The following is a 14514-nucleotide window of genomic DNA, read 5'->3' on the forward strand; positions in this document are numbered from 1 at the left end:
GCAGCGCCGCCGCCCTCGTTCAGTGAGCGGACTTATAAGAGAACACCCACAAACAAGTCAACACGCCAAAATACAAATTCTAAAAAAAACATTCAAAGCATTGATTTTAAAAGATAGTTTGAAATTAGTCATACAAACTAACAGATTTTAACGTTTCGGAGCTGCATGACGGGAGCTAGGGTTTTTCCTAACACGACGAGGGCGCTCTCTTTGGACATTGCAGGCATTGCGCCCTTCCCAGTCTTATTCGGAAGACGGGCTGAAACGGGCGACCAGAGCGTGCGCATTGCCGGGATAGGTGAAGCGTACATAGGTGACGGCACCCGAATTGCTCCATGTGCGCCGCTCCACGACAAGGCATGCCTGCCTGTCGGAGATACCCAACAGGCGTGCCACATCTTTCGAGGGCGTTTCGGCACTGATGCGGTGTTCGGCATTGCTCCAGGGAACATGGCCGAGAAGCCAGGGTCCGGGTGCAATCTCCGTGAAGTCGATTTCAGCGGCATCGGGAACGGTTGCCAGATTGACGAGACGCTGCTCGATGCAGAATTCCCGCGTGCCCGCAAAATGAATGCAGACGATATCGAGCAGCGATGTACCAGTGGCAATATCGAGACTTGTCCGATCCCCACGCTTTGCGACACGCTGTGTGCGCTTAAGGACCTTGAAGCCATATTCCAGGCCAAGGGATTCGACTTCCGCCCTGATATCGTGGATTTCGAGAACCGCGGACTGAATCTGCGGCTGGCGAACGAAACTGCCGGATTTCTTGCGACGCTCGATCAAGCCGGCCTTCACAAGCTGGCCCATGACCTTGTTGACGGTCATGCGGGAGCAATCGTAGTGGGCGGCGAGATCAACCTCGAAAGGCAACCGGTGACCCGGCGGCCATTCGCCCGATACGATCCGGCCCTCTATATCACCGAGGATTCGCTGGTGCAGGGTTTGCCCGGCCGATGCTTTCGTCACGTCCGCAATGCCTTCCAACGGCTCGATGTCGTTCCTATCGAGCGCATATCAGCTATCGACAAGTTCGGCCATGACCTTGTTGAAGCGATCCGATATTTCGCGGCGATGGACGTGCCGGCCCGCTTGCACCAGTTTTTTACCGCGCACCCAGACGGTATCGACATGGACGCTACTCGCGAACATCCACTGGTCGAGAATCTGGGATGCCGGAAGATGGGGAACGGCCGAGCAATCAAGCGCGACAAAATCAGCGCTTTTCCCGGCTTCTATCTGATTTTTTGAATCCAGCGCCCTGCCACCGCCTTGAAGCGCCTGCTGGAACAGTTTCTCGCCCGTGGAACGGCCGGCATCGGCGATGACATTGCGCGCCCGAAGCGACAGGCGCTGCGAATATTCGAGCATCCGCAATTCTTCCGGCACGGAGATCAAAATGTTGGAATCCGAACCGACACCGTAGTGGCCGCCTTCCGCGATGAAACCGGGAGCGGGGAAGATGCCGTCGCCAAGATTGGCCTCGGTGATGGGGCAAAGGCCGGCAACGGCACCGCTTTTTGCCATGCGGCGGGTTTCGGCTTCTGTCATATGCGTCGCATGGATAAGGCACCAGCGATCATCGACCGGCGCATTCTGCAAAAGCCACTCCACCGGCCGCGCACCTGAAAAGGCGAGCGAGTCCTCGATTTCCTTGACCTGCTCCGCCACATGAATGTGGATCGGGCCGCCTTTCGCCAGCGGTTCGATCGCCGCCAGTTCTTCACCAGTTACGGCACGGAGACTGTGCGGCGCGATGCCGAGCGTTGCACCCGGAAGCCCATTCACCACTGCTTGGGCGCCCTGCATGAGCCTTTCGTAACTGTCGAGCGAATGGATGAAACGTTTCTGACCGTCGATCGGCGGCTGACCGCCGAAACCGGAATGCGCATAAAATACCGGCAGCAAAGTCAGGCCGATACCCGTTTGCGAGGCGGCGGCACCGATACGTTCGGCCATTTCGGCGATATTGCCGTAATGCGAACCATCCATATCGTTATGCAGGTAATGAAATTCACCGACCCGTCCAAAACCGGCTTCCAGCATTTCCATATAAAGCTGGGCAGCAACGGCCTCGACATGATCCGGTGTCATCGACAGAGCGAATTTGTACATGACCGTGCGCCAGCTCCAGAAGCTGTCATCGGCAGGCCCGCGAATTTCCGCAAGCCCTGCCATGGCCCGCTGAAAGGCATGGCTGTGGAGATTGGGCATTGCTGGCACGATAACGGCGTGCCGTTCATCCTGCGGCTGCGAAGAAACACCGGTTTCGACGGACGAAACAGCACCGCCCATGCAGTGGATGCGAACATCTTGCACCCACCCATCAGCCAGAAGTGCTGCGCCCGCGTGAATTACCGTCATGCCACCCTCTCCTCTTTATCTCTTCTGACAAGCCGACGTCGCATACGAAATTGCGGCTTGCCAACGTGATTATTATGTATATACATTTGGCACATAAAAGAAAGGCGAAAAGCAAATGCCAGGGAACAAATATACAAAGGGAATGGCGACGGGTGACGCTACCGCATTGTGGCGCAATGCCCGGCTGGCGACGTTTGATCCTACCATGGAAGGCATCGGCGCTATCGAAAATGCTGCCATTGCCATACGCAACGACCGCATCGTCTTTGCCAGCGCTGAAAGCGATCTGCCCGCCGACCTGGCAACGGCCGACGAGATAACCGATTGTGAGGGACGCTGGATCACCCCGGCCCTGATAGACTGCCACACACATCTGGTCTTCGGCGGCAACCGCGCCATGGAATTCGAAATGCGCCTCAATGGCGCGACCTATGAGGAGATCGCCAAAGCGGGCGGTGGTATCGTTTCTTCGGTACGCGACACGCGCGCCCTCTCGGAAGAGGCTTTGGTGGCACAGGCATTGCCCCGTCTGGATACGCTTCTGGCGGAGGGTGTCTCGACCCTCGAAATAAAATCCGGTTACGGTCTTGATATCGAAACCGAACTGAAAATGCTGCGCGTCGCCCGCAAACTTGAGACACTACGGCCCGTTAGAATCGTCACCAGCTACCTGGCCGCGCATGCGACACCGGCCGAATATAAGGGCCGTAACGCCGACTACATTATGGACGTGGTTCTGCCGGGGCTGGAAAAAGCCAATGCGGAGGGACTGGCGGATGCGGTTGACGGTTTTTGCGAAGGCATCGCCTTTTCCGTTGAGGAAATGACCCGGGTTTTCGAGGCGGCAAAACAGTACGGTCTTCCCGTCAAGCTGCATGCCGAACAGCTTTCCAACCTCGGCGGTACGGAGCTTGCCGCATCCTACGGTGCGCTTTCCGCCGATCATCTGGAATATCTTGATGAGGCCGGTGCAGAAGCACTGGCTAAAGCGGGAACGGTGGCCGTGCTTCTGCCCGGGGCCTTTTACGCGCTCCGGGAAAAACAGCTGCCCCCGGTTCAGGCCTTGCGCGATGCAGGCGCTGACATCGCGCTGGCTACCGATTGCAATCCTGGCACCTCACCACTGACTTCCCTGTTGCTGACCATGAACATGGGTGCCACGCTTTTTCGCATGACGGTGGAGGAATGCCTGACGGCGACCACGCGCAATGCCGCAAAGGCGCTCGGCCTGCTTGCGGAAACCGGCACGCTGGAAGCGGGAAAATCCGCTGATTTCACCATCTGGGATATCGAACGCCCGGCTGAACTTGTCTACCGCATCGGCTTCAACCCGCTCCACGCCCGCATTTTCAAGGGACAGAAGGTTTCTCCATGACTATCACGCTTCACCCCGGCAATGTGACCCTTGCTGAACTTGCCGCAATCTACTGGGATAACGGCAGAGCGAAACTCGACCGTTCGTTCGATGCCGGCATAGAAAAAGCAGCGGCCCGCATCGCCGAGATCGCCGCCGGCAACGCTCCGGTCTATGGCATCAATACCGGTTTCGGCAAACTCGCCTCGATCAAGATCGACGCAGCCGATGTGGCGACGCTGCAGCGTAACCTCATCCTGTCACATTGCTGCGGCGTCGGTGCGGCGCTTCCGGAAAATGTCGTGCGCCTGATCATGGCGCTGAAGCTGATTTCGCTTGGTCGCGGCGCCTCCGGCGTGCGGCTGGAACTGGTGCGGCTGATTGAGGACATGCTGGAAAAGGGTGTCATCCCTTCCATCCCGGAAAAGGGTTCGGTCGGAGCGTCGGGCGATCTCGCACCGCTTGCCCATATGGCCGCCGTGATGATGGGCGAAGGCGAGGCTTTCTATGAAGGTACGCTTCTGCCCGCCGGCGAAGCTCTCACTAGAGCCGGGCTGACCCCGGTCGTGCTCGCCGCCAAGGAAGGGTTGGCGCTGATCAACGGCACGCAAACCTCGACGGCGCTGGCGCTTGCCGGTCTTTTCCGCGCTCACCGCGCGGCACAGGCAGCGCTGATAACAGGTGCGCTTTCCACCGATGCCGCCATGGGTTCTTCGGCTCCGTTCCATCCCGATATTCACACATTGCGCGGCCACAAGGGCCAGATCGATGCGGGGGCTGCACTGCGCAACCTGCTGGAAGGATCCGAAATCCGTGTCAGCCATATCGAAGGCGACGAGCGCGTTCAGGATCCCTATTGCATCCGCTGCCAGCCGCAGGTGGACGGCGCCTGCCTCGATCTTCTGCGACAGGTAGCCCGCACGCTTGAAATCGAAGCCAATGCCGTGACGGACAATCCGCTGGTCCTTTCCGACAATTCCGTTGTATCCGGGGGCAACTTTCACGCTGAACCGGTGGCATTTGCCGCCGACCAGACGGCGCTTGCCATCTGCGAAATCGGCGCGATCGCGCAACGCCGCGTGGCACTGCTTGTCGATCCGGCTCTATCCTATGGCCTTCCGGCATTTTTATCGAAAAAACCGGGGCTGAATTCTGGCCTGATGATTGCCGAAGTCACCTCCGCTGCGCTGATGAGCGAGAACAAGCAGATGGCTCATCCGGCTTCGGTCGATTCGACGCCAACCTCAGCCAATCAGGAAGACCATGTCTCCATGGCCTGCCACGGCGCGCGCCGCCTGCTACCGATGACGGAGAATCTTTTCGCCATCCTCGGCATCGAGGCGCTTTCGGCGGTTCAGGGCGTTGAGCTGCGTGGGCCATTGAAAACCAGCCCGGAGCTGCAAAAGGCAATCGCCGTGCTGCGTCAGGCGATCCCTTCACTGGAAGAGGACCGTTATATGGCACCCGATCTGAAGGCGGCATCCGACCTTATTGCTACCGGCGCTCTTGTGTCCGTGATTTCCGACGGCATTCTTCCGAAGCTGGAGGCGTAAGATGCGCGTCTTCGATATTAGAGAAGGCACATCGCCCGTCATTCTCGGCCTGCCCCACACCGGCACCGATGTTCCCGCAGCGATTTGGCAACGCTTGAACGACAACGGCAAGATGCTTGCCGATACCGACTGGCATATTCATGATCTCTACGCGGATCTGCTCCCAGACGCGACGACGGTTCGCGCCACCTTTCATCGTTATGTGATCGATGCCAACCGCGATCCTGAAGGCATTAGCCTCTATCCAGGACAAAACACCACGGGCCTTGTTCCGGAAACCGATTTCGACGGCAAATCGATCTGGAATGAGGGGCAGGAACCGAATCAGGACGACATAGTCTCTCGGCTGGAAACGTTTCATGCACCCTATCACGCGGCCCTTGCCGCGGAAATCGAGCGGGTTAAGGCCATTCACGGCATCGCCATTCTCTATGATTGCCATTCGATCCGCTCGCATATCCCGTTCCTGTTCGAAGGCAAGCTGCCGGATTTCAACATCGGTACGGATATGGGCAGGACCTGCGACCCAGCCATCGAGACAATGGCGGTCGAAGCGACCGCTGCGGCAGAAGGTTACACCAGCATTCTCAACGGTCGCTTCAAGGGTGGCTGGACGACACGCCACTACGGAAAGCCCGAAACCGGCGTGCACGCCATCCAGATGGAACTGGCGCAATCCACCCATCTAACGACAGAGGCACTGCCGTTTGCCTATGACGACGCCAAGGCCACCAAGCTTCGTATCCACCTGAAAGACATTCTCACGCGCATCGAAACGACTGCGCTGACACTCGCACACACCAAAAGGGGAACCAAATGACCAATCCTCGTCACAATATCCGCGACGTCCGCGCTGCGCGTGGAACCGAGCTGACCGCGAAATCGTGGATGACAGAAGCGCCGCTGCGCATGCTGATGAACAATCTCGATCCTGAAGTGGCCGAGAACCCGCACGAGCTGGTGGTTTATGGTGGCATCGGCCGTGCCGCCCGCACCTGGGCGGATTTCGATAAGATCGTCGCGACCCTGCGCGACCTCAACGAAGACGAAACGCTGATGGTCCAGTCCGGTAAACCGGTCGGCGTGTTCCGCACCCACAAGGATGCGCCGCGCGTGCTGATTGCCAACTCCAACCTCGTGCCGCACTGGGCGACATGGGATCATTTCAACGAGCTGGATAAAAAGGGTCTTGCCATGTACGGCCAGATGACCGCCGGTTCGTGGATCTATATCGGCAGCCAGGGCATCGTGCAGGGCACCTACGAAACCTTCGTGGAGGCCGGTCGCCAGCACTATAACGGCGATCTCACAGGCAAATGGGTTCTGACCGGCGGCCTTGGCGGCATGGGCGGCGCCCAGCCACTTGCCGCCGTGATGGCCGGTGCCTGCTGCCTTGCCATTGAATGCAATCCCGATTCGATCGATTTCCGTCTGCGCACCCGCTACGTCGATGCCCGCGCCGAAACTCTTGATGAGGCGATGGAGATGATTGAGCGCTGGACCGCCGCCGGTGAGGCGAAGTCCGTCGGCCTGCTCGGCAACACCGCTGAAATCCTGCCGGAAATGGTCCGCCGCGGCATCCGTCCAGACATGGTAACCGACCAGACCTCGGCGCACGACCCGATCAACGGCTATCTGCCGAAGGGCTGGACGATGGCCAAGTGGAAGGAAAAGCGCGAGAGCGACCCGAAAGCCGTCGAAAAAGCTGCCCGTGCCTCGATGCGCGAACATGTCGAAGCGATGATTGCCTTCCAGGACATGGGCATTCCGACTTTCGACTACGGCAACAACATCCGCCAGGTGGCAAAAGAAGAAGGGCTGGAAAACGCTTTCGCCTTCCCGGGCTTCGTTCCGGCCTATATCCGCCCGCTGTTTTGCCGCGGCGTCGGCCCGTTCCGCTGGGCGGCACTATCGGGTGATCCGGAAGACATCCGCAAGACCGACGCCAAGGTGAAGGAACTGCTGCCCGACAACAAGCACCTGCACAATTGGCTTGATATGGCCGCCGAGCGCATCGCCTTCCAGGGCCTGCCGGCGCGTATCTGCTGGGTTGGCCTCGGTGATCGCCATCGTCTCGGTCTTGCTTTCAACGAAATGGTCAAGAACGGCGAGCTCAGCGCTCCGATCGTCATCGGCCGCGACCACCTCGACAGCGGCTCCGTCGCCTCGCCGAACCGCGAGACCGAAGCCATGCAGGACGGTTCGGATGCCGTATCCGACTGGCCGCTGCTGAACGCGCTGCTCAATACCGCATCCGGCGCGACATGGGTTTCCCTGCACCACGGCGGCGGTGTCGGCATGGGCTTTTCCCAGCATTCCGGCATGGTCATCTGCTGCGACGGCACCGATGACGCGGCCCGCCGCATAGAGCGCGTGCTGTGGAACGACCCGGCAACCGGCGTCATGCGCCATGCCGATGCCGGTTACGAAATCGCCGTGGAATGCGCAAAAGAGCAGGGTCTGCGACTGCCTGGCATTCTCGGTAACTAAAGAAAAAACTCGGCGCAGTCTTCAGGCTGCGCCGTTTATCTGATCCGGGAAGAGAGCCGCGATCCACCCATCGTACAGTGCCGACAGCGGTGCCGCATCAGTTTCGACGCCGCTGTCGGCGGCCGGTGGAACTTCTGGTCTGTCTGCGGCTTTCTTACGTTGCTGTTTTTAACCGACCGACTGTATGCTCGTTTGAAAGCCGCGCTAACCGTTAGGCAGGCATGAAGGACATGGTAGATCAAAGAATGGCGTACAGGTTCCTTCCGCTTGCCTTTACCCTCCTGCTCGGGGCACTTCTTCCGGTTTCCGCTACGAATGCCGTGGCGTCCGAAAAGCAGCAAAATGTTCCCGTGCGGATCGATGTGGGCGGCTACAAGCTGAACAGCATCTTGGTCGAGCCGGGAAAAAGCGCCGAGCTTCCGCCGATCCTCTTCATTCACGGCGCAAGCGCCAGTCTCTATGATCCGATGTTTTCGTTTCTCGAAAAGCTGAGAGGCCGTGCAAAACTGCTATTTGTCGACAGGCCAGGGCACGGCAATTCGGATATCGGCGGCAAGGCAAATATTCTCCCGGATGGACAGGCGGACGCCATTGCCCAGCTTATGAAAAAGCGAGGCGTCCCGAGAGCGATTATCGTCGGACATTCCTTTGGCGGCGCCATCGCGGCATCGCTTGCGGTCCGTCATCCGGAGATGGTCGCGGGCCTCGTATTCCTTTCTCCCGCTGTCTATCCATGGGAGGGTGGCATCGCCTGGTATTACACAGCGGCAAATGCGCCCTTTACCGGTCCGCTGTTCAGCACCTTCATTGCTCCGCCCGCCGGCCTCCTGGCATTGGATCAGGCAACGCGCGGTGTTTTTGCACCCAATTCCAGACCAGCCGGTTATGTGGAAGCAACGCATTCCGTGGCGGCCCTGCGGCCCAGAGCCTTTCGGCACAATGCGCAGGAGGTCGCGGCTCTCAATGAATGGGCGCGCGGAGCTTCCTCGGAGTATCGGCGCATCGCGGCACCAACCGTCATCATAACCGGTGATACGGACACGATCGTCTCGCCAGAGGTGCATTCCCGTCATCTCGCCAGAGATATTCGCGGCTCCACTTTGATCGTCGTGCACAATCTCGGGCATAAATCTGACTATGTCGCCAGTGACCTTGCCATTGCCGCGATCGAAAAGGTTGCCGGCGGGCCATCCGATTTAAAGGCGGTCCAAAAAACGATTGAGCGACGCATCGAGAATGATCGCGGATCATAAACTTCCGCCCCCGCCCCCTTAACGACCCGATTCTGGACATCACATGAGAATATTACGCGCTTCCGAATACAAAACCATGCCGTGGAAAAATGGCGGCGGCGTTACGGTGGAAATCGCCATCCATCCGCCGGGTGCTTCCGTGGATGCATTCGACTGGCGCGTCAGCATGGCGACCGTTGCTCAGGACGGACCATTTTCCAGCTTCCCCGGCATAGACCGCACGCTTGCGATTATCGAGGGAAACGGCCTTGCACTCGCTATTTCGGGTCATGAGCCGGTGGCGCTGACGACGAAGAGTACCCCCCTGCCCTTTGCCGCCGATGTTCCCGTGGATGCGACCCTGATGGACGGCGCGATAGTCGACCTGAACATCATGACGCGCCGCTCATCCTTCGCCCACGGCGTGCAAAGACTATCCGGCAGCCGCTCGATGCAAGCGGCAACGGGAACAAGGCTGATCCTCGCGCTCGATCCTCTGACGGTCGCCGTCAACAACGACCCAGCCCGGCTGGAGAAGCTGGATAGCGTTTTCATCACGGAAAGCGTGCCGTTCACCATCGAGGCAGATCATGGTGAAGGCATATTCTTTCTGATCACGCTACAAGATATCTGAAGCGCCGCAGCCTCAGTCCAACCCCAGCGGATCGGCCACCCGTGGCCATAGCTGGAGGCTTGCCTTGCGATAGGCGGTTGTGGCCGGATCGGTCGGATAGGAAGTGGGCGCGGCGATATAAACGATCTCGGAAGCGACCGGCGCAAAACCCGCATGGAAGTGGTTGGTGGACTTCACCAGCAGCACGTCTTTCCTGGCAAAATCAATGCCGAGATTGGAAAAGATATCCGGCTCATAAGTTTGCGTGCGGCTGGTAATGAGAATGATATCGATTTCCGTTCCGACCGGTCGAACGACGGCGGCGCGGCCGAGCGTGACGCGGCTATTTCGGAAACTCTGCCACCCTGCTTCTGCAGTGCGCATGACCCTGATCCGGAAATCGAGCGGCTCGCCACCTTCGGGACTGGATTTGCCGCCAATACGCAGATCAATCTCCGCCCCCTCGCCTGCCGCGTGACAGAAAGACACAGCAATCGGATCCCAGATCGTTGCCACACCGATATTGTCCATGCCGCGCTCCACCATGCGCCGCAGAATATGGGTGGCATCACCCGCAACGCCGCCACCGGGATTATCCCATATATCCGACACCACGACCGGCATATCCGGATGCTCACTACGAATGGCGAGAGCCCTGTCGAGACCCGATTCCGTGTCGAGCATCGGCATGGCAGTCAACTTGCGCATGGCATAAAGCTCATGGCCGAGTTTTTCGGCCAGTGCGTCGCCTTTTGCCCTGTCATTATCTGTCACGACGACGATACGCGTGCCCATATCTGGTACATCGCCTGCCATGAAACCGTGAATGACGGAAATAGACAGCACGCCGTCCTTACCCTCCAAAGCCTTCAAACGGTCAACATAAGAACGCATCGGTTCGCGGCTGGTGGGGTAAATGGTGATCATGCGGCAATTGAAAGTGGAAATAACCGGCCTGATTTCTCCGCGCAGGGTGCGAAGTGCCAGTTCAACGACGTGCTCACCACGTTCCTCAAAATCCGTATGCGGGAATTCCAGAAACGTCGCCATTATATCGAGATTTTGGACCCTTAAAGGGGTCAAATGGCTGTGGGGATCGAATTCCGCCGCGATCAGTACGTCGGGACCAACAAGCGTGCGGACATGTGACAGGAAATCACCTTCCGGATCGTCATAACCCTGCGCGACCATGGCGCCATGGAGACCAAGAATTACCGCGTCGACCGGCAGTGCGGCGGCAAGCTCGGCGAGAATCGTATCGCGCAGCGTTTCATAGGTCTGGCGCTGTATCAGCCCCGCCGGTTCCGCCCAGCAGGAGGTACCCTCGATTACCGTAAACCCTTCCGCTTTGCCGCGCCGGCGTAGAATTGGTACCGGTGAGGAGCATAGTGTCGGCGTTTCCGGATGTTCGCCGGGCCCAGCGTAAAAAGCCGCGCGAAAGGCGTCCATGTCCGTCGGGACGGGTGAAAACGTGTTGGTTTCGGTGGCAAGCGATGCCGTGAATATGCGCATGACTGTCATTCTCGTTGCCGATGCCCGCTTTTCAGCAGCATTTTTTTGCAATTTAATTAGCCGGGTAATGTTACCAGACGGTGCCGCGTGCTGTGACGTCTTCCACCCGCGTCACGATACCGTTTCGATGGAAAACCATCCTGTCGAAAAGATTAGTAATGACGCAGGTGTGGTTCGGCACAACCTTGACCAGCTCACCGATTTCCGGCCGCCCCGATGTGCAGCCCGACAAATCGACCACCGCATGTTCTTCCGAAAGCGACATGATTTTCGCGCCTTCATACCCTTCAATCAGCCCGTAATCGCTGAACCCAAGGAGATCGGAGGTCAAAGCCTTGGAGCCACAATCGAGCACAGCGCGATCAGGTGTCGGTCGCGACACCACGGTGGCAAGAACATGCATTGCCAGGTCGCCAGCGGTGCAATGTCCGGCGCGCAGCATCGAACGATCATTATATACATAGGTGCCCGCCCGATATTCGGTTGCGGAGGGAACGAGGTGAGCAGAGAAAAAATCCGGTGAGCCGCCACTGGAGCGAACCGGGCAGTCAATGCCCTTTTCCGCAAGCAACGCCATGGTTTTCCGAATGAAGTTCTCCACCTTTTCAGCGCCACCGGGTGCCGGATAGGTCAAAATGCCCTTGAAATTGAGGCCCGGTGCCGCGACGATCTTTTCTGCAAGCTGCAACACGGCTTCCGGGGTCTGCACACCGCAGCGTTTTCCGCCGGTATCGCATTCGACAAGAACGGAAAGCGGTCTTTCCGCATCGAATGTGCCGGCAAGGCCGGCAATCGTCACGGCACTGTCGGCAACGACGCTCAGCTGCCCTAAACGCGCATTCAATGCCCTCAGCCGCGAGAGTTTCGCCACGCCGAGGATATTGTAGGTAATGAGGATGTCGTCGAAACCGGCATCCGCGAAAACTTCCGCCTCGCTGACCTTCTGGCAATTGATGCCGATGGCGCCCGCCTGAAGCTGCTGCTTCGCAATGGCTGGTATCTTATGTGTCTTGATATGGGGGCGAAAAGCCATGCCATGTCCATCAAGATAGGACTGCGCCCGCGCAATATTGGCGGCAAGTCGGTCCTCGTCGATCACGGGCATCGGCGTCGAGATCGCATCGAGTGGGGTGCCTTCGTCAGGCCAGGGGTAGGTCATTGTCAAACGCTCTCAGAATCGGAAATTGGCAATCAAACCAGTGGCTTATAGGCGATAACATCCATTTCAACCTTCGCATCGACCATCAGGGGCGACTGCACGGTTGAACGTGCCGGTGGATGATCGATGAAATATTTCTGGAAGACCGCGTTGAAGCTCGAAAAATCCCGAGCATCATCCAGCCAGACATTGACCTTGACGACATCGGCAAGTGTACAATCCGCAAGCGCCAGAACATCCATGATATTGGCCACAACCTGCTCGGTCTGAGCCACAATGCCGCCAGTTACTACTTCACCATCGACGGTTGGCACCTGTCCAGACACATAGACGAAATCACCGGCCCGCACGGCCTTGGCAAAAGGCCTGCGCTGTCCGCCAGCCTGAGCGTCAGCCGTCTCGAATCGTACCAGTTTCTGCTTTTCCATAGATGCCTCGCAAATAATTTTCATGGAAATCGTATTTTTAAGGGTTTAATAGCTCTTTTTGCATCAATATTCCACACGTGATGTAAATAATTTAGCAATTATGTAAATCATCAACTCGCGGACGGATGGACGTCACGTTGAGATATTCGTATCGCCGCACGTTGTCGAACCGAATGATGAGACTCAAAAACTATTGTCTGTCGCGATCTATGGAAGCGGTTATTGGCTGAGCCAAGGCTCTTACTAACCCTTAGCTCTATCGCGTAATGAGGAAGCCCGGTGCATTCGGATGGTTGCCTGATGAGAGAAATAGAGAGGTTAGCCGCGGCAAACCTCAGTATCTGAAAAGTTAGAGGAACAGTCTCAAGCGCAAACTCTTTAAGACCTGGCACTGCGCGAGTGCTCTTTCCTTCACATCAACCGTGTGCCGAAACCCGCCGGTCCGATACCACTCTGTCCGTGACAGCTTGCGCGATCTTTTGCGCCTGCACGCGGATATCCGGCACGGCGGTTATCTCCCAAAAGCGGCCCGCCGTCAGCGCCCCGGCGGCAAACAGGCCAGGCCAGACCTGCCCGTCCGCGCTTGACAAGCGCGACTGGCCATCGACCTCGACCCCAAGACCAAAGGCGTCGAGCAAAAGCACGCCATCGTCCCGCATGGTTTCCAGAAGTCGTGAATGACCGATCCCCGCCCTCTCCATTCCGGTACAATTAACGACCCAATCGACCTGAAACTCTCTAAGCGTCTCCGTATGCCGACGGCGATAGAGTACGGCGATCCCCTCGTCCTGCTCGTCGAGAGAGCGGAGATAACCGGCGTGAATCTCTAGAACGCCGTCAGATAATAGCTTTTCAAAAGCCTTATGCACTTCGGGCGCGATTCGGTGCCGGTGAATGTTCCACCAGGGCAAGGCATGCCGAAGAAACCGGCTTCGCTGCTCAGATGTCAGGCTCTGCCAAAGCAGCTGGGTCTTCGGCCGTAGACCATCCATGACAGTACGCCACGGCGCACCATCTTTCACCTGCTTACGCAGAGCCTGCACTAGCCGGCTGATCTCGGTCGAACCTTCTGGTAAGCGCGGATCAGCTGGCGACCGTGGCGGGCTGATATGTGGATGCGGCACAAGTCCGCGGCGGGACAATACGTGGATTGGGCCACGGTGTCCCTTTCCTCGAAGCGTCAGGACCTGATCTATCATCGTCAGGCCAGAACCCAGAATACAGATGCGGTCCCCCGCCTTTACTTTCGACAGCCATCCAGACTGCCAGCAATGCCCGATGATGCGATGCGGCGCGTCGTCATCTTTCGTCAGAGTTTGCACCGGCAAACTTGCCGCGCCGACACCAAGACATAAGACAACATTTTTCGCCCGTAGCTTCTCACCATTCTCCAGTGCAAAAGAGAAACCGCCATTGCCATCCGAGCGACAGGCTGAAGCCTTGGCACGGATGAAGTCCACCCTCGCCCGCTGATCCCGGCTTCTCAGTAGACTGGCGAGCCTGTCCCTGAGATAGAGGCCGTAATCGCCACGTGAGGCAAAAGCCAATGGATCATTGCCGAGCCCATTCTCCGTCAGCCAATCGAGAAAGTCATCCGGCCTGTCGGGGAATACGCTCATCCGCCCTGCGGGCACATTGAGCCGGTGATAGGGCAACTCGGTACGATAGGCCGTACCGCGCCCGAAATCCGACTCGTCGCCGACAATGGCGATCGACGCGTCCCCGGGCAGGGATGATAAGAGATGAGCGGCGGTACAGATGGCCGAGAAACCCGAACCGACGATAGCGACATCATAGGACATTTATTCC

Annotated in this window: 12 protein-coding genes; 6 read left to right on the forward strand and 6 right to left on the reverse strand. The window is 58.0% G+C overall.

Going from position 1 to position 14514, the window contains the following annotated elements:
• Positions 1–243: 243 nt before the first annotated feature.
• Both hutC and ACZ5A6_RS23490 read right to left on the reverse strand, forming a co-directional pair.
• Positions 244–969 (reverse strand): histidine utilization repressor, encoded by a 726-nt coding sequence (gene hutC, locus ACZ5A6_RS23485; RefSeq protein WP_464111423.1) that lies wholly within the window; start codon positions 967–969, stop codon positions 244–246.
• Between the two features lie 48 nt (positions 970–1017).
• Complete coding sequence (locus ACZ5A6_RS23490) at positions 1018–2364, reverse strand: formimidoylglutamate deiminase (RefSeq protein ID WP_065687999.1); 1347 nt, start codon at positions 2362–2364, stop codon at positions 1018–1020.
• A gap of 115 nt (positions 2365–2479) precedes the next feature.
• Here ACZ5A6_RS23490 and hutI point away from each other — a divergent pair, with 115 nt between their 5' ends.
• From hutI to ACZ5A6_RS23520, 6 genes are all read left to right on the forward strand, one after another.
• On the forward strand, positions 2480–3739 hold the full coding sequence (gene hutI, locus ACZ5A6_RS23495; RefSeq protein WP_112291752.1) for an imidazolonepropionase: 1260 nt from the start codon (positions 2480–2482) through the stop codon (positions 3737–3739).
• Entirely contained in the window at positions 3736–5271 is a 1536-nt protein-coding gene (hutH, locus tag ACZ5A6_RS23500; RefSeq protein ID WP_065662380.1) for a histidine ammonia-lyase, read from the forward strand. The genes hutI and hutH overlap by 4 nt, the downstream gene beginning before the upstream one ends.
• 1 nt (position 5272) lies before the next feature.
• Positions 5273–6091 carry an N-formylglutamate deformylase gene (hutG, locus tag ACZ5A6_RS23505; protein WP_112291753.1) on the forward strand — a complete coding sequence of 273 codons (819 nt, stop codon included), beginning with the start codon at positions 5273–5275 and terminating at the stop codon, positions 6089–6091.
• Positions 6088–7761, forward strand: coding sequence for a urocanate hydratase (gene hutU / locus ACZ5A6_RS23510; protein ID WP_025595291.1), 1674 nt, complete (start codon positions 6088–6090; stop codon positions 7759–7761). The genes hutG and hutU overlap by 4 nt, the downstream gene beginning before the upstream one ends.
• 245 nt (positions 7762–8006) lie before the next feature.
• Positions 8007–9014, forward strand: coding sequence for an alpha/beta fold hydrolase (locus tag ACZ5A6_RS23515; RefSeq protein WP_464111424.1), 1008 nt, complete (start codon positions 8007–8009; stop codon positions 9012–9014).
• 43 nt (positions 9015–9057) lie between these two features.
• Positions 9058–9627 carry a HutD/Ves family protein gene (locus ACZ5A6_RS23520; protein ID WP_464111425.1) on the forward strand — a complete coding sequence of 190 codons (570 nt, stop codon included), beginning with the start codon at positions 9058–9060 and terminating at the stop codon, positions 9625–9627.
• A 12-nt stretch (positions 9628–9639) separates the two neighbouring features.
• On the opposite strand, the gene ACZ5A6_RS23525 is transcribed toward ACZ5A6_RS23520, so the two are convergent.
• The 4 genes from ACZ5A6_RS23525 to ACZ5A6_RS23540 all read right to left on the reverse strand — a co-directional run bounded on the left by ACZ5A6_RS23525 (position 9640) and on the right by ACZ5A6_RS23540 (position 14507).
• Positions 9640–11118 carry a M81 family metallopeptidase gene (locus tag ACZ5A6_RS23525; RefSeq protein ID WP_025595294.1) on the reverse strand — a complete coding sequence of 493 codons (1479 nt, stop codon included), beginning with the start codon at positions 11116–11118 and terminating at the stop codon, positions 9640–9642.
• A 70-nt stretch (positions 11119–11188) separates the two neighbouring features.
• Positions 11189–12277 carry a D-TA family PLP-dependent enzyme gene (locus ACZ5A6_RS23530; RefSeq protein ID WP_003511637.1) on the reverse strand — a complete coding sequence of 363 codons (1089 nt, stop codon included), beginning with the start codon at positions 12275–12277 and terminating at the stop codon, positions 11189–11191.
• A gap of 32 nt (positions 12278–12309) precedes the next feature.
• The gene (locus ACZ5A6_RS23535) at positions 12310–12705 is read right to left on the reverse strand and encodes a RidA family protein (RefSeq protein ID WP_003511636.1); all 396 of its coding nucleotides are present in this window, start codon (positions 12703–12705) and stop codon (positions 12310–12312) included.
• 416 nt (positions 12706–13121) lie between these two features.
• A complete protein-coding gene (locus ACZ5A6_RS23540) occupies positions 13122–14507 on the reverse strand; it encodes an FAD/NAD(P)-binding protein (RefSeq protein WP_035199806.1) in 1386 nt (461 codons plus the stop codon).
• Between the last annotated feature and the right edge of the window lie 7 nt (positions 14508–14514).

The sequence above is a fragment of the Agrobacterium sp. 6Ca8 genome (assembly GCF_055382765.1).